Origin of the sequence: Solibacillus ferritrahens (assembly GCF_037027585.1) — a bacterium.
GTDB classification, from domain to species: Bacteria; Bacillota; Bacilli; order Bacillales_A; family Planococcaceae; genus Solibacillus; species Solibacillus ferritrahens.
On the sequence record NZ_JAXCLE010000006.1, the window covers coordinates 133,075 to 152,750 of the forward strand.

23 protein-coding genes and 1 pseudogene are annotated in these 19,676 nt (G+C 37.9%); 20 read left to right on the plus strand and 4 right to left on the minus strand.

Annotation, left to right across the window (positions count from 1 at the left end):
• Positions 1 to 535: 535 nt before the first annotated feature.
• The 15 genes from SNE38_RS08075 (at position 536) to SNE38_RS08145 (ending at position 13,418) form a co-directional block, all read left to right on the plus strand.
• The gene (locus SNE38_RS08075; protein WP_336046282.1) at positions 536 to 1,675 is read left to right on the plus strand and encodes an acyl-CoA dehydrogenase family protein; all 1,140 of its coding nucleotides are present in this window, start codon (positions 536 to 538) and stop codon (positions 1,673 to 1,675) included.
• Between the two features lie 4 nt (positions 1,676 to 1,679).
• On the plus strand, positions 1,680 to 2,552 hold the full coding sequence (locus SNE38_RS08080) for an ABC transporter ATP-binding protein (protein ID WP_336046283.1): 873 nt from the start codon (positions 1,680 to 1,682) through the stop codon (positions 2,550 to 2,552).
• 11 nt (positions 2,553 to 2,563) lie between these two features.
• On the plus strand, positions 2,564 to 3,634 hold the full coding sequence (locus SNE38_RS08085) for an ABC transporter substrate-binding protein (protein WP_336046284.1): 1,071 nt from the start codon (positions 2,564 to 2,566) through the stop codon (positions 3,632 to 3,634).
• 17 nt (positions 3,635 to 3,651) lie between these two features.
• The gene (locus SNE38_RS08090) at positions 3,652 to 4,422 is read left to right on the plus strand and encodes an ABC transporter permease (protein WP_336046285.1); all 771 of its coding nucleotides are present in this window, start codon (positions 3,652 to 3,654) and stop codon (positions 4,420 to 4,422) included.
• Entirely contained in the window at positions 4,419 to 4,775 is a 357-nt protein-coding gene (locus SNE38_RS08095) for a FixH family protein (protein ID WP_336046286.1), read from the plus strand. Before SNE38_RS08090 ends, SNE38_RS08095 begins: the two co-directional genes overlap by 4 nt.
• On the plus strand, positions 4,772 to 5,263 hold the full coding sequence (locus tag SNE38_RS08100; protein ID WP_336046287.1) for a redoxin domain-containing protein: 492 nt from the start codon (positions 4,772 to 4,774) through the stop codon (positions 5,261 to 5,263). Before SNE38_RS08095 ends, SNE38_RS08100 begins: the two co-directional genes overlap by 4 nt.
• A 15-nt stretch (positions 5,264 to 5,278) precedes the next feature.
• Complete coding sequence (locus SNE38_RS08105) at positions 5,279 to 6,577, plus strand: O-acetylhomoserine aminocarboxypropyltransferase/cysteine synthase family protein (protein ID WP_336046288.1); 1,299 nt, start codon at positions 5,279 to 5,281, stop codon at positions 6,575 to 6,577.
• A 15-nt stretch (positions 6,578 to 6,592) separates the two neighbouring features.
• Complete coding sequence (locus SNE38_RS08110) at positions 6,593 to 6,964, plus strand: chemotaxis protein CheY (protein ID WP_336046289.1); 372 nt, start codon at positions 6,593 to 6,595, stop codon at positions 6,962 to 6,964.
• Between the two features lie 12 nt (positions 6,965 to 6,976).
• Positions 6,977 to 8,104: an LLM class flavin-dependent oxidoreductase gene (locus SNE38_RS08115; protein WP_336046290.1), complete on the plus strand. Its 1,128-nt coding sequence runs from the start codon at positions 6,977 to 6,979 to the stop codon at positions 8,102 to 8,104.
• 4 nt (positions 8,105 to 8,108) lie between these two features.
• On the plus strand, positions 8,109 to 9,437 hold the full coding sequence (locus SNE38_RS08120) for an LLM class flavin-dependent oxidoreductase (RefSeq protein ID WP_336046334.1): 1,329 nt from the start codon (positions 8,109 to 8,111) through the stop codon (positions 9,435 to 9,437).
• A gap of 12 nt (positions 9,438 to 9,449) precedes the next feature.
• Positions 9,450 to 9,983 carry an NADPH-dependent FMN reductase gene (gene ssuE / locus SNE38_RS08125; RefSeq protein WP_336046291.1) on the plus strand — a complete coding sequence of 178 codons (534 nt, stop codon included), beginning with the start codon at positions 9,450 to 9,452 and terminating at the stop codon, positions 9,981 to 9,983.
• A gap of 671 nt (positions 9,984 to 10,654) precedes the next feature.
• On the plus strand, positions 10,655 to 11,164 hold the full coding sequence (locus SNE38_RS08130) for an RNA polymerase sigma factor (protein ID WP_336046292.1): 510 nt from the start codon (positions 10,655 to 10,657) through the stop codon (positions 11,162 to 11,164).
• Entirely contained in the window at positions 11,154 to 11,774 is a 621-nt protein-coding gene (locus tag SNE38_RS08135) for a zf-HC2 domain-containing protein (RefSeq protein WP_336046293.1), read from the plus strand. The genes SNE38_RS08130 and SNE38_RS08135 overlap by 11 nt, the downstream gene beginning before the upstream one ends.
• A gap of 267 nt (positions 11,775 to 12,041) precedes the next feature.
• Positions 12,042 to 12,848, plus strand: a complete 807-nt coding sequence (locus SNE38_RS08140) for a hypothetical protein (protein WP_336046294.1) — start codon at positions 12,042 to 12,044, stop codon at positions 12,846 to 12,848.
• A gap of 21 nt (positions 12,849 to 12,869) precedes the next feature.
• Positions 12,870 to 13,418, plus strand: coding sequence for a hypothetical protein (locus tag SNE38_RS08145; protein WP_336046295.1), 549 nt, complete (start codon positions 12,870 to 12,872; stop codon positions 13,416 to 13,418).
• 311 nt (positions 13,419 to 13,729) lie between these two features.
• Here SNE38_RS08145 and SNE38_RS08150 read toward each other — a convergent pair whose 3' ends face one another.
• Entirely contained in the window at positions 13,730 to 14,254 is a 525-nt protein-coding gene (locus SNE38_RS08150; protein ID WP_336046296.1) for a carbamoyl-phosphate synthase small subunit, read from the minus strand.
• Between the two features lie 106 nt (positions 14,255 to 14,360).
• On the opposite strand from SNE38_RS08150, the gene SNE38_RS08155 reads away from it, so the two are divergent.
• From SNE38_RS08155 to SNE38_RS08165, 3 genes are all read left to right on the plus strand, one after another.
• Entirely contained in the window at positions 14,361 to 14,606 is a 246-nt protein-coding gene (locus tag SNE38_RS08155; RefSeq protein WP_336046297.1) for a CPCC family cysteine-rich protein, read from the plus strand.
• Positions 14,548 to 14,724, plus strand: coding sequence for a DUF4083 family protein (locus SNE38_RS08160; protein WP_336046298.1), 177 nt, complete (start codon positions 14,548 to 14,550; stop codon positions 14,722 to 14,724). The genes SNE38_RS08155 and SNE38_RS08160 overlap by 59 nt, the downstream gene beginning before the upstream one ends.
• Positions 14,725 to 14,807: 83 nt before the next feature.
• Positions 14,808 to 15,311, plus strand: a complete 504-nt coding sequence (locus SNE38_RS08165; protein ID WP_336046299.1) for a GNAT family N-acetyltransferase — start codon at positions 14,808 to 14,810, stop codon at positions 15,309 to 15,311.
• Between the two features lie 111 nt (positions 15,312 to 15,422).
• Here SNE38_RS08165 and SNE38_RS08170 read toward each other — a convergent pair.
• The 3 genes and pseudogenes from SNE38_RS08170 to SNE38_RS08180 form a co-directional block, all read right to left on the minus strand.
• Positions 15,423 to 16,477: pseudogene (locus SNE38_RS08170) on the minus strand (LLM class flavin-dependent oxidoreductase).
• A gap of 13 nt (positions 16,478 to 16,490) precedes the next feature.
• The gene (locus SNE38_RS08175) at positions 16,491 to 17,429 is read right to left on the minus strand and encodes a ring-cleaving dioxygenase (RefSeq protein WP_336046300.1); all 939 of its coding nucleotides are present in this window, start codon (positions 17,427 to 17,429) and stop codon (positions 16,491 to 16,493) included.
• An 18-nt stretch (positions 17,430 to 17,447) separates the two neighbouring features.
• Positions 17,448 to 17,882, minus strand: coding sequence for a MarR family winged helix-turn-helix transcriptional regulator (locus SNE38_RS08180; protein ID WP_191704513.1), 435 nt, complete (start codon positions 17,880 to 17,882; stop codon positions 17,448 to 17,450).
• A 134-nt stretch (positions 17,883 to 18,016) separates the two neighbouring features.
• Here SNE38_RS08180 and SNE38_RS08185 point away from each other — a divergent pair, with 134 nt between their 5' ends.
• On the plus strand, positions 18,017 to 18,424 hold the full coding sequence (locus SNE38_RS08185; protein WP_336046301.1) for a hypothetical protein: 408 nt from the start codon (positions 18,017 to 18,019) through the stop codon (positions 18,422 to 18,424).
• Entirely contained in the window at positions 18,421 to 19,551 is a 1,131-nt protein-coding gene (locus tag SNE38_RS08190) for a DUF4362 domain-containing protein (protein WP_336046302.1), read from the plus strand. The genes SNE38_RS08185 and SNE38_RS08190 overlap by 4 nt, the downstream gene beginning before the upstream one ends.
• Positions 19,552 to 19,676: the final 125 nt, after the last annotated feature.

The following is a 19,676-nucleotide window of genomic DNA, read 5'->3' on the forward strand; positions in this document are numbered from 1 at the left end:
GTTGATTTAATTAATCGTAGATATCGTATCTCACTTTATTTAAAGAGATGAATAAGTTGATTGGAGTGGAGGGACCGTGACTCCACCGGGAACAGCAAAATTTATTTTGCGACGAGTAACCGCAGGAGCACCGCGCGGAAGATCCACTGAATTGTGCCTGCCGTTGTAGGCACAATTTATTTAGCTGGAGCCGTGCCCGGGGAAAGCATCGGTCCCGGAATGGAAATCAACGGTTCAATGTTAAGAATATCTTTTTAATTTACTTAGCATTTTCTCTTCCTCATAATTACCATATAAAAAAGTAAGATAATAAGGTGGGGATAATCTTACTTTATTCAAAGCACCATTAAAATTAAAACACTGTTAAAAATTACATAGTAAAGCGTTTTAATACGCTGATTCGCTAAAAACATATTATTCCTGTATGAATTGTTTAAATTCGCTATTGACTTTGGGTAAATGCCTCTGTAAACTTACGAATTAAGATTACTGAATTGCAAGAAAATTCTATTACTTATTTAAAGGAGCAGGTATGATGACAGCAGTTGCACACTTTGAAGAGATAGCCCTTCAACTCGCCGCTCAGTTTGAGAAAACTGCAGTGAAACGGGATAAAGATGGGGGTAATGCAAAGCACGAGCGTGATTTAATACGAGAAAGCGGGCTTTTAAAACTTATAATCCCGACTGAATATGGTGGTTTAGGTGGTAATTGGCATGACGTATTTAATGTTATAAGAACTTTTGCCCGTGTAGACAGCTCGCTTGCACATGTATTTGGTTACCATTTTATTAATTTAGTCACACCGCATTTATGTGGAACTACACAGCAGAAGGAACACTTTTACAGAGAGACAGCTAAGCATAATTACTTTTGGGGCAATGCTTTCAATCCAGTAGATATTAAGCTAAAAGCTGAAAGAACTCCAACTGGTTATGTATTAAACGGAATAAAAACATTTTGTTCAGGCAGTGTCGATTCGGACGTTTTATTAGTATCGGCTTTACTGGATGGCCAGAATGAACCTTTGTTGGCTGTTATTCCGAGTAATCGGATAGGTGTAGAAATAAATGCAGACTGGGATAATATGGGGCAACGTCAAACTGATAGTGGGTCTATACAATTTCAGCAGGTGGAAGTGTTTCCATCAGAAGTATTGCAGCGCGGTTTTTATGCAAGCGAGTTTTCACAGCTCCGCTTAAATATTGCAACATTTGTATTAAACCATGTATATCTTGGTATTGCAGAAGGTGCACTTAAATCCGCGCTTACTTATACAAGAGAACAAACAAGACCGCGTACGATTACACAGACTTCAGCAATTGAAGATCCGATTATTCAGCATCACTACGGACAGTTTTATGTTCAGATTGAAGCGGCAAATTTGGTTGTAAAAAAAGCGGATCATTTACTGCAGCAGCTATGGGAGCATCCTGAAACGATAACAGCAAACAACCGAAGTGAACTGGATAATGCGCTACAGACAGCGAAAATTTTTACAACGCAGGTTGGGTTAGATATTACTTCGAAAATATTTGAAGTGATGGGAAGCAGGTCTACTGCGAGTCATTATGGATTTGATCGCTATTGGCGCAACCTTCGAACAATGACATTGCATGTTCCTGTCGACACATCGCTTCAAGCATTAGGTAAAAAATTTTTACTGGGAGAGTGATTTAATGGTTCAACTATTAGAGCGCCAAGTGCAAGAACCGGAAATACCAAGTGTAGAACAGACTCAGAAAAAAACAAAAATTAAAGTGCATAATATTGATTTTAGCTATGATGACAAGACAAAAATCTTAAATAATATACAGCTTGAAGTAAAAGATGGTGAATTCCTTGTATTTATGGGACCTTCCGGATGCGGGAAGAGCACATTACTACGAATGATTGCAGGACTTGAGCCGTTTTCCGACGGTGACATTGAAATTAATGAAAAATCTGTGAGGCAAACGCACCCAGATTGTGGTGTGGTATTTCAGGATTACTCGTTATTCCCTTGGTTGACTGCACAATCCAATGTCATGCTAGCCTTAAAGCAACGGAATAAAAAAATGCCGAAGAAAGAGCTCGCGCATATTGCAGAACAATATTTAACACTCGTTAATTTAGGGCATGCCATTAAAAAGTATCCTGGTCAAATGTCAGGCGGCATGAAGCAGCGTGCAGCTATTGCAAGAGCTTTAAGCTTTGGATCGGATTTGCTGTTAATGGATGAACCATTCGGGGCACTGGATCCGGTAACCCGTATAAAGCTTCAGGATTTAATCGTCCAAATTAGCGCCGAGCAAAAACGCACAGTAGTTTTTGTAACACATGATGTCGATGAAGCGATTTACTTAGCGGACAGAATTATCATTTTTGCCCCTGGAAAAAACGGTGCAGTTACAAAAAGTATCGAAGTACCGGTTCAGAAAAAAGGAACAAACCGTCAAAAACTGTTTGAGGACCAGCAATTCAGGGCATTCCGGGAATCATTATTAAACGAAATGAATGAGCAAATCGTTAACAGTTTAAAAACGGAAATAACAGATGGAGCAGGAATTTAGGAGGATGGATAATGCAAAAAAGTAAACTGAAATGGCTGGCATCTTTAGCAATAACGGCAGGGATACTTGCTGCCTGCGGGGATGAAAAGCAAATTTCACAAGGCAAGGCTTCGAATGATTACGAAATTACTGTTGGATTAAGTCAATCTGCGGGTGGAGTGTTAGTCGATATTGCCCACCAGGAAGGCTATTTTGAAGAAGAAAATATCGAGGTGAATCGGGTTGGCTTTGCGAATTCAGCAGATGGGCTAAATGCATTGCAGGCTGGAAAAATTGATGTAGGTTTAACATTTGGTACTGCAGGTCCCTTAACATTTATCGCAAATGGCTCTGATTTTTCGATTATCGGAGGACATTTGGAAGGCGGTCATCCGATTTTAACGAAAAAGGAAAATGCTGGACAGTATACATCTCTAGAAAGCTATAAAGGAAAAAAAGTCGGTACAATCCGTATTTTCACTTCGGATATCGTGTTCCGATCAGCGCTTGAAGATGCAGGCATTGACTGGAAAACAGACTTGGAAATTATTGAATTTAAAACAGGTAGTATGTTGCTTGAAGCTGTAGCATCCGGGAAAGTAGATGTTGCCGTATCTGCCAACTCATTTTATGCACAGGGTGTTGATATGGGGCTAGAAGCAGTTGCTTGGAGCAATGACTTGCAGGAAGGTCATGTTTGCTGCCGTGTTGTAACCCGTTCAGAATTATTGGCTGAAGACGATGGTGAAGCGTATAAGCGATTTTTAAAAGCTTTAATTCGTGCAGAGCGTAAAAAAATTGAAGATCCGGAAACTGCCATTACCGCAGCAAAAGAATATATGAATGTTGATGAAGAGGTAATCAATAAAATCGTAAATGAAACTCATTCAACTTATTCATCGGATCCAAGTAAAGAAAAGGTCGTTCAAATGTGGGAACAAATGAAGGAAATTGGCTATGTAGAAAATGTTGACGACATTGATGTGAATGACTATGTCAATATCGACCTTTATGAAAAAGCATTAAGTGAATTAATCGAACAGTATCCGGACGATTCGTATTATAAAGAACAATTAGTTCGTTTCAATGAACAGAACATTTAAGTAGGGAGTGAGAGTGAATGCTCACATTTTTTAAACGCTATAATCTTACTATTTTGATAGGAATTATATTCATTGCAGTTTGGACAATCGTCACGAAATATGCAACGTGGATTAATCCGGTTATATTCCCGCAGCCAATAACGGTTATCCAGTCATTTGGTGTAAAAATCGGCGAGCTTTTAAACGGTGTGGTGAGTTCGATGAAGCTGCTCATTCCAGGGTTTTTCGGAGCATTGATCATAGGAGTTGTAGGGGGGCTGTTCTTCGGATTAAACAGAAGATCGCGTGAAGTGTTAATGCCTTATTTCCATGCATTAAGCCCAATTCCACCGACATTGTTTATTCCATATGTCATTGCGATTTTACCGACGTTTCAAACAGCATCAATGTCCCTTATTTTTATCGGAGCATTTTGGCCCGTTTTCTTAGGAACGATTCACGGAGTTCTTTTAATAGAAAAGCATTATTTGGATAATGCAAAATCACTTGGTTTAAAAGGTCCAACATTTTTATTGAAAGTCGTTTTACCAGCGAGTGCACCTCATATTTTAAGTGGTGCCAGTACGTCACTGGCAATGAGCTTCCTCATATTAACGATTGCTGAAATGTTCGGTGCTTCATCGGGAATGGGATTCTTCATTCAATACTACAGTGATTTTTCACAATACCACTATGTGTTAGCCGGCATTATTTTTAACAGTATTATTATCGTCACAGTCATGATCGCCTTTGAAAAGATTAAAAAACGTTTGCTGTTTTGGACGAATTTAAAGGCGGATAGTAAGTGAAGAAATTACTTTATTTATTCGTGTTACTGCTTGCCGGCTGTAACGCACCGTCTGCCGAAACACTTGAAGTGACGATAAAAGCAACAAAACATGAGGTGGCAGCCTTTGAGCCAGTGAAAATTACTTCGCATGTAACAGTGAATAACGAACCGATTAGCAGCGGGGTGGAACTTGATTTTGAATTGTTCAATCCAGATGGTACTTCGATTGGAACCGTTAAGCCTACAAATGAGGGCAATGGTCTATATTCACTTGAAACGAGCTTTGATGGTCAAGGTACTTACAAAATTATTTCGCATGTCAGCTACGGAGAATTACATGAAATGCCTGAAGTGGAGGTCACGCTGAAATGAAAAAAGCTACACAGCTAACCCTTGTCATTGTACTAATCATCGCGCTCAGTTACGCCATTATATCAAACGTAACGAGCAGTCATGCTGAAGCAAAAATCAATCATATTGAACTTCTAACGACTACTGGTCAACAAGTTACCATTCCTTCAGAAGGCAGTTATATTCTCAATTTCTGGGCAACGTATTGTCCTCCATGTGAGCGGGAAATGCCGGCGTTTGAAGCAGCTTACGCAACACTGCAAGCTCAAAATATCGAGCTGTATGCGGTGAATGTGGAAGAACCAACGAAACTCGTTAACCGGTATTTAGCACAATTTAATCTGACGTTTCCTATTTTGTTGGATCGGAACGGCGAACTAAAAGAGGCCTATGAAATTTTAACATTACCTACAACTTTATTTGTGAAAGATGGAAAAGTCGTACACACCGTCAAGGGTGAACTGACGGAACAGCAATTGCTTACATTTACTAAAAATTTTCTTTACTAAAGGAGAGCACCTACTATGACATTTTTTAATCAAGAAACCATTGCCTTACATACAGGGCAAACAGTAGATCCAGTAACAAGATCACGTGCCGTTCCGCTATATCAGACGACATCTTATGTATTCGATGATACAGAGCATGCGGCAAGCCTTTTTAAACTACAAGGCAGCGGCTATTTATATTCCCGCAATGCGAATCCAACGAATGCCGTTTTTGAAGAGCGTCTCGCTGCACTTGAAGGGGGAGTTGGAGGGTTTGCTGTTTCGTCAGGTCAGGCGGCCATTTTAATTGCCGTATTAACTTTGGCACAGGCGGGAGAGGAAATTGTTGCAACAAATGCGCTTTATGGTGGTACTTATACGTTATTTTCCAAAACGTTGCCCCGCTTTGGTGTGACAGTACGCTTCGTCGAAGGATCTGATTTACAGCAAGTTGAAGCTGCGATCAATGAAAAGACACGTGCCGTATTTACAGAAACAATCGGTAATCCAAGCTTAGAAATTGCTGACATAGAGGGATTGGCACAAGTGGCACATCGCCATGACGTGCCACTGATTGTTGATAATACGTTTGCTACACCTTATTTATCAAAACCTATCGAATTTGGCGCTGATATCGTTGTTCATTCAACGACAAAATTTATCGGTGGACACGGAACTTCTCTAGGTGGAGCAATTATTGATTCAGGTAAATTTGAATGGAAAGAGACGCGCTTCCCAACGTTTGTACGACCAAATGAATTAATTGATAACCGTTCATTTGTTGAAGCTGCCGGTGAAAAAGCGTTTATCGCGAAAGCCCGTTTTGAATTAGGTCATGATTTAGGGGCAACATTGTCACCGTTTAATGCTTGGCTATTTATTCAAGGGCTTGAATCTTTGGCTGTTCGCGTACGCCAGCATGTTGTGAATGCACAGGCAGTAGCCGAGTATTTAGCAAAGCATGAATTAGTGGAATGGGTAAATTATCCGACATTACAAGGAAATGACCCGCAAAACTTAGTAGCAAAATATTTACCAAAAGGTGCAGGTTCAATTTTTAGTTTCGGCATTAAAGGTGGATTAGAGGCGGCGAAAGCATTTATCAACAATGTACAGCTCCTTTCACACGTGGCAAATGTAGGTGATTCAAAATCACTTGTCATTCATCCGGCAAGTACATCGCATTCCCGATTAACGGCTGAGCAGCAGCTTGCAAGTGGTGTAACACCTGGGTTAATCCGTTTATCCATCGGTTTAGAGGACATTGAAGATATTAAAGCAGACTTGGCACAAAGTCTTCAAAAGGCTGCCGAAGTCGCGCAAATTACAAAATAATAGGAGGAATTGAAAATGACAATTGCAGTAGTAGTTAATGATGAAGGTATTGTAACACCAATCGTGGAAGGAACGATTTTACGAATTATTCAAAAAGACCATTCTATAGAAGATTTTCGCAACCCGGCACTCGATTTAACAGAAGGTCGACGCGGTGCCACATTACGTAAAGCCATTGAGCAAGGGGCAACAACATTTATCGCACCGCCTGAAACGTTTTGTGAACTTTCTTATAAAAAAGCGCAGGAAGAACAGATTTCGTTTATTAATATTGCAGCAAACCAATCATTTGCACAGGTTATAGAACAGGTAACTTCAGGTGAAATTCAAATTTCAAAGGAACTGCCGGCTGATGAAGTAGTACCAAGCGCACCGGCTGTACAATAAGGAGGAAAAAACATGACAAAAGTAGAGTTCATTACAATGGCACCAACTTCTGGAGACAGTGAGTATATAGGGAATCAAGTTTCGAATAAAGGCCAGCAAACATGGTCTGGTGTTGGCGTAGATTCTGATCGTGAACCTTCTGTTGAGTATATTACACAGATCGCTCAAGCTGCTGAAAAAGCCGGCTTCTCAACATTACTGTTACCGATTGGCGGAAACTGCGTCGATTCTTTAGTCGCAGCATCTCATTTAACTGCACATACTAATACACTAAATTTCCTGTTTGCTGTACGTCCCGGTTCTACAGCTCCAACACAATTAGCAAAGCAGTTCGCATCAGTTAATTACTGGACGAATAATCGAGTATTCGTAAACGTAGTCACAGGTGGGGCGCCAAAGGAACTGGAAAATGACGGCGACTTTTTATCACATACGGACCGCTACAAGCGTACGCGTGAATATATCGAAATTTTAAAACGTTTATTCAATGGAGAGACATTTGATTATGATGGTGAGTTTTACACATTAAAAGGTGCGAACTTGCCATTACCGGTAAAAGAAGCACCACCAATTTTCTTTGGGGGTTCCTCACCAATTGCAAAAGAAGTCGCTACAGATGTTGCGGATGTCTACATGCTGTGGGGTGAAACATTGGAAACAACAAAAGAAGAGCTAGAATCAGTTGTCAAACTCGCAAAAGAGAAAAAACGCAATTTATCATACAGTGTGTCATTCCAGGTTGTTCTAGGTGAAACGGAAGAAGAAGCATTTAAAAATGCCAATAAAATTATTAGCCAAATTGCACCAGAAGTGTTAGCAGCAAAACATGAAAACACATTAAAGAACGGGGCAGTTGGCGTAAATCGTCTGCATCAGCTAATGCTAGAGGCAAAGGATAATAACTTTGTCATTGCACCAAATATTTGGGCTGGCTTAACACAAGTATTATCAGGCAATTCGATTTCATTAGTCGGAACGCCGAAGCAAGTTGCAGAACGAATCGTGGAGTTTGTAGATTTAGGGTTTGATAAAGTATTGCTTCGTGGATTCCCTCATTTAGAGGTCATTACGGACATAGGTGAAAAAGTAATTCCGCTTGTGCATGAAATTTTGGCTGAACGCGAAAAGCAAGTAGTATAGGGGGATCATCATGACGAAAAAGCAAATAAAACTAGGTGTATTTCTAATGGGAACTGGTCATCACATCGCTTCTTGGCGTCACCCGGATGCCCAGGCAGATGCTAGTGAGAATGTAGAGTTTTTTAAAGAAGTAGCCATAAAAGCAGAGCAAGGAAAACTGGATATGCTGTTTTTGAGTGACGGCCTATCTTTTAATGAACTGTCACATCCTGCTGAACAAGTACGCTTTGAGCCATTGACATTATTAAGTGTGCTATCAACGGTGACTAAAAATATCGGCTTAACAGGTACGGCTTCGACTACGTATAATGAGCCTTTCCATATCGCCCGTAAATTTTCTTCGCTGGATCATTTAAGTAGAGGTAGAGCGGCTTGGAATATTGTTACGAGCTATTATGAGGCAGAGGCAAGCAACTTCAATCAAGATAAGCATTTGGACCATTCATTACGTTATGAGCGGGCAGATGAATTTGTTGAAGTGGTCAAAGGTTTATGGGATTCCTATGAGGATGATGCACTCGCACGTAATAAAGAAACAGGCGAATATATTAAAAAAGGGAAGCTACACACGTTAAATTATAAAGGCGAATACTATTCGGTGCGCGGTCCATTAAATTCATCACGACCACCGCAAGGAAGACCAGTATTAGTGCAGGCAGGATCTTCTGAAGCAGGGACAACATTAGCAGCAAAGCAAGCCGATGTCATTTTTACAGCCCAGCAAACATTAGCCGATGCACAAAGCTTTTATAAAAAGTTAAAAGACAAGGCAGTCGCAGCAGGTCGGGATCGTGATGATATAAAAATTATGCCGGGTGTTTCGGTTTATGTAGCGGAAACAGAAGAAAAGGCACGTGCAAAATATGAACAGCTGCAACAATTAATCACACCGGAAATTGGCTTGGACTTTTTAGAAGATTATTTAGGTATTGATCTATCAGGCTATGATTTGGACGGTCCACTTCCAAAAGATATTCCGCCAACTAACGGCAACCGTAGTCGTCAGCAGCTTATTATCGAGCTTGCTGAGCGTGAGAACCTGTCAATCCGTGAGCTGTATTTAAAAATTGCTGGCTCCCGTGGACATCGAATTATTTTCGGTTCGCCTAGTCAAATTGCCGATCAGCTAATAGAATGGGTGGAAAACGATGCGGCAGATGGCTTTAATTTAATGCCGCCATACTTCCCGGGAGGATTTACGGATTTTATTGATCTGGTCATTCCGGAACTCCAAAAACGCGGAGTCTTCCGTACAGAATATGAGGGCAATACATTACGAGAAAATTTAGGCTTACAGCAAGTGCCATCAAGATATGCATTACAACAAGTTTAGGAGGAGTGAAAAATGACAAAAGCAATATTAATTAATGGCGGCAATAGTATTTCGTCACGATTAACGGGAATTCAGCAATATATCGAAAACTTATTGGATACGCAAGGTATTACACATGAGACAATACAGGTACACCAACTGCCTGCACAGGATTTAATTACAGCCAACTATGCAAGTGAAGCAATTGCAAAGGAAATCGTAAAAGTAGGTGAGGCGGATGTTGTATTCTTCTTAACCCCAATCTATAAAGGTTCATTTACAGGGATTTTAAAAACTTTCATCGACTTATTACCGCAAAAAGGGCTGGAAAATAAGACAGTCATACCGGTAGCCATAGGCGGATCAATTGCGCATTTATTGGCTTTGGAGTACTCATTGAAGCCGATACTTTCCATTTTAGGAGCTACAACGATATCGAGTCCAATCTATATAGTAGATTCTCAAGTGACAAAAACAGAAAACGGCTTTACATTGGATCAAGCAGCAGTAGACCGCATAGAAAAGGTGTGGGAAACCGTTGCGCCACAAGTGAAACAAACCGTATAAATGATCATCCTCGCGAAGAGTAATTTAATTCGCGGGGATTTTTTAATGTAAATTCAAATTATGGTATAATTTTGCAGATAGTGGGGTTTTGAATAAAGGGGCAACCAGGAGAAGCAACCAAAATAGGCGGACAAATTCCGCTTATGAAAAAAAATAAAATAAAAATCACCAAAATAAACGGAGATATTCCGTCTATTGAGTAAAAAAATATAGAATTTATAGATTTTTACGTACATAAGCGGAAATTCTCCCTTTATTTTCATGAAAACAAGCACAATTCTTCAAATAAGGGTAAATCCTCCGCTTATTTAACTCTCGTGGGGCTCACTTGGATTTATTAATTTAAGTGCTACACAGGTTTTAATTGTTTTAACTTGTATTATGGGTACATCAATCCCATTAACAATGGTTATTTATTCAAAACTAATTTAATAGTTAACTACAAATCAATACAAAATAACGTTCCTAAATGTGACACTTAAACACCTTATTCATTCAAGTGAATAAGGTGTTAAATTTTAGCTGCTTATGTCCCGAAACGACGCTTTGGGAATTTTCCATACATATTAGATTATAATTCATTAAATTAATTTAGCATTAATTGTAACGAATCTTTGTTTCATTCTATATATAAGTGAACTCAATTTAAGGATGTTGGAGGGAGGTATTCAGTGGAGGATTTAAGTGAAATCTATAAATCCTATGCAAATGAAGTAAAACTTTTTCTTCTTTGTTTAACATCAAGTGAGGATTTAGCAGAAGAATTAACACAGGAAACGTTTTATCAAGCGGTTAAATCGATTCATCGTTACAATGGCGAATGCAAAATTTCAGTTTGGTTATGTCAAATTGCTAAGCACAGCTATTTTGATTATTTAAAGAAGGCAAAGCATCGAAATCATACGAGTATTGATTACTTAATTAAAACAGGTGTAGATATACGTTCAAAAGAAGATTTGCCTGATATCGCAATGATTAAAGAAAGTACTCTACGTGAAATCCATCAAGAAATTCGGCAATTACAAGAACCGTATTCTGAAATTTTTTTACTTCGAATAACTATGAATTTAAGTTTTAAAGAAATAGGTGACATCTATGAGAAAAGTGAAAACTGGGCAAGGGTTACATATTATCGTGCAAAATGCAAATTAGCAGAAAGGGTGGATTTGGATGAATTGTAATATTATAAAGGATTTGATGCCGTCCTATATAGATAGAATTTGTAGTAAAGAAACAGGTGCAGCAGTGGAAGAACATATTGAGCATTGCCAAGATTGTAAAAAAACTATGCAACTGATGCAGCAACCCACCATACAAATAGTCGAAACAAATGTAGAGGTTGCGAAAAAACCGTTTAACCTCATTAACAAAAAGCGCCGATTTCAAGTTATTACAGCTATTTTGATGACCTTTATGATTACTACAATAAGTGCTCTAGTAATACAAGATGTAGGGGTTGTTAATCAATTCTTTTTCCCAAAGGTTACAGCAATTGCACATATAACGAATGACAGGGAAGAATGGCAAAGTATTAGATTCTCTGCCGATGGGATTAATACTCAAGATTATGTGATATATGATAGCGTTTTTTGGAAGAAGGAGATTATTAATGATGCTAATAGTGATAGTAATGTGTATCTAAGAGTAAAAGATGAAAAGGGCGATGTAATTATTGATGAATTTCCAATATCCTCTGGAAAAGGGGTTAAATTAGAAGGTTTGAAGAGGAAAGAAAAATACTTTTTTGAAATAAAAGCTTCACCAGGGCGCTTCTTTATTAATGCAGTATAGATGTATCTAGTATCAAGTTGATTTTATAATTCAAAATAACGTTCGTAAATAAAAGTTTGTGGAACATTGTATATACTTGATTTTTTGCAAGGTTCCTCATTTCAAAAGGAAGGATAGAAGAGGTGAGGGAAACCGTTGCACCACACGAGAAAGAAACTGTTTAAATAATTATCCTCGCGAAGAGTTGCTCACTTTGCGGGGATTTTTTATATAAAAAAGCTCACTATATCCAAAATATGGTATAATTTACCGGGGAGGGGTGAAATTATGAGCAAACGCTTTATTTTGATGCTTGCTGTAACGTTCATTATTTTTACAACAAGCAGTGTGATTTTACTTCAAAAGGAAATCGAAGAGCCTATTATTCTTCCAATTGGTACACAGGCACTGCATATGGAGGAAGAGAGCTTTATTAATATGAGCTATGTTACAAATCATAATGAGGATATAGAACTCAAATCTATTCAAGTAGGCGAACTGGAGCTAGTACCGTATACGAAACCATATCACTTCTCTGTGAATACAGAAACTGAAGAAAGTGATTCCCTTATACAAAGCTATCCATATTATGATCTTCATTCGGTCGAATTTAAAGTAAACGAAAATGAATACAGTGCATTAACTGCTGCATCCAACAAAAATGCAACGGCATTTTTTTCTAATGGTGTAAAACAGGAATTCCCTTTGAAATTGGAAGTTCTTACAAAGAAGAAAGAATACTTGTTTGTCGGAGTACAAAGTAGTGATACAGCAGAAGGTGAATCAGAAACAATATTTACTATTACAGAGGCTGGAACTATAGAAGAAATAGAAACGGTATTTCCATTGGCGAATATCAAGTTATATAAAGAAGATAAGCAGCTGACTCTTCCATACAATACAGAAAAAGGCGAAAAGCTATCGATTCACATCTCGCCAAACTACCGTATTTGGGATTCTAGATATAAGAATATTATTGTTCACGGCACATTTGCGACTGGAGAACCATTTACCGAGGGAATTGCACAATACATATATGAACTCCCTCCTAAAAAATGGATAAACGATTTTGTAATGGAAGCGAGGAACAGATAAATGCACCAATTTTTTTCCCGGATGCTTATTGGCTATGCTTTTATCATTATTGATTTAAACTTTGGAATTGATATTGTACCGGATATTATCGGCTATATTTTCATTGCAAGAGCGATTCAAAAATATGCCAAGTCGAAGTACAATAAAACCGCAGTCCTGCTTTCATATATTTCAGGAGTCATATCTATAATAGAAATGCCTATCTTATATAGTGCAGTAGAGAATTTCCCGACAGTAGTGTTTTTACTTTACGGGTTTATAACGAGCATCATTCAACTTCTTTTTTATTATTATATTTTTTGGATTTTCTTTAGCTTTGTTCAGAATACACCTCATGTAAATTACACGAAAAGGGTGAAGCATTTAGTTGTAGGGAGCTTATGGATTGTCATTACATCGATCTATCTTTTTGAAATTACTCAACATATTATTTTAGGATTTGCGGTAGTGATTGCAGGAATAGCATTAATTATTGGGTTTATTATGTTTATCATATACTGTTATAAAATGATGAAGTACGGGAAGTTAATTGAACTAAGCGAAAAGGAAGAACATGTGGAGACAACGTAAACTAGTGAGCAGTACCTCAATTTGGATAATGGGTGAATGACTGTTACTGAATAACAGAATTAGACGGAGCAACTCCGCTTATTAAGTAAAGAAAGAAAGAAACCACTAAAATAAACGGAGAAATTCCTTCTATTTCATAAAAATCCATAAAATATCGAGGTGTTAGTGTACCATAAGCGGAATTTCTACCCTTATTTTCATAGAAATGAGCGCAATTTTTCAAATAAGGGTAAATCCTCCGCTTATTTAACTCTAGGACCTGTGTATATTTTATGGTTAAATTCATTTAATTTAGTTGAGTAGTTTCCATTTTAGTCATATGGTTTATCATAATCCTGAATTTTAAGCTCCTTTAGAAATTCAATAAAATTTATTCTATATCTATATTTTTCTCTATAATATGATTTTTTACCGAGAAAATCTTTATGCACAATTTCAACAATATAAGGTTTCATCCGAGTTTCTTCTGCATAATCATAATTTTCAGTAAGCTCTATTAAAAAGGAAACAAGATAATTAAATACTACAGGGAAATCTTTTTCGATTTCTTCCTGTTGTTCAACTAAAGCTTTAATATACTTATATAACTCACTTTGTTTAGTAAAACGGAAACTGCAACCTGAATTCCAATACCCAAGCCAAATAGTAAATATACTAACAGAATACCGTCTCAATTCTTTATCAGAATCCCCGAAATATAAATAATATGGGTATTGTGGAAACGCCATTCCACCATCAAAACCTAATATTCGGAAGCCACTGTTCAATACTTTATTAACTTCTGTAATAATCATACTTTTTTCTTCATTTGTAAGTTTCACATCTTCAGACTTCATAATACCTCCTCAATTTTTTACTTTTTATTATATCAAAATATTGGTAAGTTATTTTATAAATGAATTCTTGCCTGTAAATAAAGAAAATATATATTGAGGTGATTAAATGAAATATACTTGTCCTTGTTGTGGCTATAAAACATTAGATGAAGAACCTCCAGGAACATATGAAATATGTAGTATCTGTTTTTGGGAAGATGATGGAGTTCAATATGAAGACCCAGATTATGAGGGAGGCGCAAATCTACCATCTTTAAGAAAGGCACAGAAAAATTACGTCTTATTTGGGGCTTGTGAAGAAAGTTGTATTGACGCTGCAAGAAAACCAAATATCCTTCGCTCTTTTTATTAGACGGTTATTAATTAATTCCGCGGTTAAAGCAAATAATTCGAATGATTTAGGTGAAAAAATGGATAAGTTAATTGAACAAAACGAACAGCTGCTTTTATTATTAAAGGAACAAAAATAGATTTAAAAGATATAGAGGAAATTTAAGTACTTTTAAGCTTTCATATTTTTAATATACAAATATAGTAGGGGAGAAAAATAGCCGTGATTTCAAATCAAGAACTACATATACGACTTATGGACAAGGCTGATTTCAATCTAATGGTAAAGTGGCTAAATAATCAGCAGGTATTAGAGTTTTATGAAGAACCACCTTCAAATTTAGAACGAGTGATAAATAAATACGGACCAAGAATAGACGGCAAACACTATGTTACTCCCTGTATTGTAGAATACAATAATGAATCAATTGGTTATATCCAATATTATGAGCTTCAAGATACTGAACTTAAAAAGTACGGCTATCCAGGAAACCAAAATATTTATGGAATAGATCAATTTATTGGTGAACCTAAATTATGGGGGCAAGGAATAGGGACAAAAATGATACAAATGATGTTAAATTTCCTTTGTAATAAAGGTGCCTCAAAGGTTCTATTAGAGGTGAAAAGTAATAATGTCAGAGCAATATCAAGCTATAAAAAATGCGGTTTTAAGAGAATTAAAGATCTTAACAACGATCTGGTTTTAATGGAATGGATAGTTTGAATTGATTGAACATAAAAAGAAGAACCCATTTTAACCAAAACGGATTCTCCTTATAATTAAAAAATAGTACTTACGAGCTTTTCATCAATTCCGCCACGGCTGACACTACTTTTATTTTGCCGTATATTTTTTTATAGCCGGAATAATTTCATTGCCAATAAGCTCGATGTTTTTCATCACTTTATCGAACGGAACGCCGCCGAAATCAATTTGAGCCATGAAACGTTGCATGCCGAACAGTTCATATTGGTACAGCATTTTTTCAATAATTTGGTTCGGGCTGCCGACCATTAAGGCATCCTCTACTCGAGGAGCCTCTTCTACTTGCCAGCGCGGATAACCTTGTCCACGAATTGCCTGGAAACCGCCGCTTAAAAAAGGATGCATCCCGTCAACTGCCTCTTGTTCTGTTTCTGCAACATAAAATAAACTTGTCGTTGCGATCGGTAATGTACTCGCATCAAAGCCACTGCGATCAGCTGCTTCCCGGTAAGCATCAACAGAAGCCTTGAAATTAATTGATGGACCACCTAATGTCGTTAGTATCATCGGTATCCCCATATAACCAGCTTTTATGGCACTTGCCGGAGGTCCTCCAACTGCACGCCAAATAGGAATGGAGCCGTTTAATGGCTGCGGTAAAATATGGGCATTATTTAAAGAAGGACGGAATTTACCACTGTAATTGACAACCGTATTGTCATTTAACTGTTTTAGTAAAGCTAACTTTTCCTCAAATATTTCCTCGTAATCTCGTAAGCTCACACCGAACAATTCATGTGCGCCAACACGCGATCCACGACCCGCAACAATTTCTGCACGGCCGTTTGAAATTAAATCAATCGTAGCAAAGTCTTCATATACACGAACCGGATCAGCTACACTTAATACCGTTGCAGAGCTGGAAAGTTTGATGCTCTTCGTTGCATTGGCTATCGCCCTAACACAACCGAATGTGCCTGTGTTGTAAAATATTGCTGATGACTTTCACCGACAGCAAACACATCAATACCAGCTTGCTCGGCTAATTGACTTGCTTCAATAATTTCCTTTAGACGCTCTTGTGCAGAAATACGAGAGCCTGTTAATGGATTGGGCATATGATCACCTAATGTGTACAACCCAAATTCCATTCCTTTTTTTTCATCAATTCGATATTGTTCCATCACTCATTTCTCCTTAAAAAATCGGTTTTAGTTTTGCGGTAATTTCTTCGCGTCTCTCTTCTAAAAAGTCCGGCAAATCCAACTGTTCCCCCAGTGTTTCGATATCGCCGTCGCGCAAAAAGCCTGGACCATCAGTTGCTATTTCAAATAAAATTCCGTTCGATTCACGGAAATATAAGCTTTTAAAATAATATCGGTCTACAATGCCTGATGAGATAAATCCAAGTTTTTTTACTTGTTCATCCCAATAGGCGAGTTCTCCGTCATTTTTCACACGAATCGCCAAATGGTGGATGCTGCCTCGACCTGGTTTTTCGGAAGGACCATCCTGTTCGTTGATGAAAATCTCACCAAATATTTCACCTTTAACGGATTGGAGAAGGGCAGTGGTTTCTGTCTGTTCCTTTACTTCATAACCGAATATTTCTGTTAACGTACGGATCAGTTTCCCCATACTTTTTACGGTCATTTCTACAGGACCCATACCTTGTATTTGATGTTCAGCCGGTACTACCGACTTTTCATACGTTTCCCAATAGGGCACTTTTGTATTGGGCGCGGCAATTAGTGCCATTCGTAAACCTTCTTCATCCTCAAATAGCACAGCAGGACGGTTCGTAAATGTAGAGCGCCCCTCATGCTTTACACCAAACTCATCAAACCGCTTCACCCAATAGTTCAGGCTTTCTTCGGAAGGGACGATTAAACCGATTTTCGTAATCGCATTCGTACCGCGATGAGTGCGTCCGACTAGTGGAATTTCAAAAAATGATAACTCGGTGCCTGGACTGCCTGTTTTATCTCCGTAGAATAAATGATACATTGAAGTTTCATCTTGATTAACTGTTACTTTTACACGGCGCAACCCTAGAACATCTCGGTAAAATGTATTATTTTGCTGTGCATTTTTCGTAATCATGGAAATATGGTGATGTCCTGGAATTGTATACATATATGTTGCCTCCTATTTTTACTTACTCCGCTGTTCACTATTTTTTTGAACACGGGAGATCAGTTTATACAATGTTTTTTGTTCTTCTTTTGTTAATGTTTCATCAAAAAAAGAAGATTGAAAGGCGAGCTGGGCTTCGAAAGCATTATTTAACTTTTCATTGCCTTTTGGTGTTAATGAGATAAATTTCGTTTTCCAGTCCTGATGTCTTACAATAAGCTGTTCCTGTTCAAGACGTGTAAGCATTCGGGAAATACCACCTTGTGTAACCGTTACTTTCTTTGCAAGCTCGGATTGTGTAATCGGCTCGAATATGGAGATTTGCAAGAGCACATCGAATTGCGCAGTCGTTAAGTCAAACTGTTTTAAAAACTCATTTGAAAGATTATTACTTTCATGAGTAAAACGCATCATACGAAGCCATATAAGAGAGCCTAAAGTATTTTTCTTCATCGTACACGTCCTTTCTTAATTATCACTTTACTACTCAAATGATAATAATGCAATGAAAATATCTCGAATTCGAAATAAAATAAATTGTAACTTTTTTACTTTTCTTGCGACCAATATAGAAAGGGGGATGACAAATGCGAAAATGGTTTATTTTATGCGTTTTTGTTTTATTAGGTGGCTGTCATTCACCACAGCAATCCGGTTTTATTAAAGCGCTGGAGGAACTGCAAGTACCTGTAAGAGTAATGGAGAAAAAAGAAAAATCGATTTTCACGCAGGATTTAAATGGGGAAAAGCCGAAAACGTATTTACTGAATGATAAATTACTCTCGGTATATACATTTGACCAGAGCAAAGATCGTTCAAAAGCGAAACAGCAATTTTACGAAAAAACCGCCTCACAAAATGTCGTCTCTTATGAACTGTATGAGCTAAATACAATGCTCATTTTTTATGTCCATGAACAAAATTTACATGTTGCCATTCCATACGATGAGCAGATCCGCAAAGCTCTAACACAACTAGGGGAGGACGAAGAATGAAAAGAATACTTGTATTTGCGGTGTTGCTGCTGTTAGTCGGATGTACAGATGAACAGAACGATTCAGGTTTAATTCAGCGCGCGGTAATTGAACGGGTAGTTAGCGATAATAATATTGGGACAGAAGAGATCATGGTTTTTGATCAAGAGGAGCTTGATGACATCCAGGGTTATTTGTCCGAAACAAAATGGCAGCCAAATGTCGAGGCCGAAATGGCAAGGAAAGAAGATGTAGTATTGAGATTATTTATTGAATTGGAGAAAAACTTGCCCGAACGAATTAACACGTACCGCATCTGGTATGAGCAGGATCAGTCCATAACGATTCTGAGTAATGTTGAAACAGAAGGATACGGACGGCTGAATGCTGAATTTGGCAAACCATTTAAAGAGCTGCTTCAGCCATTGATAAATGAAAAAAAGCAGGTCATTGATAGACACGGGCAGATTGAAAATGAAGAACTGTTTGAAAAGTTTTTAAACGACATCGAAGCAAATAATGAAACATTACTTGAAATGATCCGTTACACAATCGAAGGGGACCCGATTTACTGGACAATCAAATATGATGGACAGCAATTTGCGATTGAAATTGATAACCGGGAAGATGCATTTGGAAGTAAAACGATTGAAAACTATCGATGCACACAACTGGATGAGGTTGTGACAGGTTCTTTAATCGATTATAATTTTACAGGATGTGATGGAGATTTTGATATTAATTTGCTGTCATTTGAAAAAGCTACAGAAGCATCTACTAAGCTTGAAATTCCAAATATAAGCTTCATAATTGGTGATCAAACAATTAAAACTTATAAAGGCGCATATTCCTGGAGCTCATTTGATGCATCAACAGGAGAAACGACTACAACTATGACAGACCACGCATCACCCAATCAAATGATGGAGGCAGTTCAGAAAATAGAAGTGAATCTAAATGAACCAGTTGAGATCACTTTTGATAGTGAGCCGACAAAGGTAGAATTCAACATTTGGAACGAAGCGGGCATCATCTCAACGTATCATTCATTGGAAGAAATTAAGGAAACAGGACCTTTCATTCTGGAAATTGTAGGCTATTGGAATGAAAGTCGCGCAACGTATGTAACAGCGTTAAAAGTTGAATAGGGGCAACTTAATAATAAACGGATATATGAATTGATTGGAGTGAAGGGTCGACTCCAGCGGGAACCGCACGATGCCTGATACTACAGGCTCAGGCCGTGCCCGCGGAAAGCGTACCCGGAACGGAA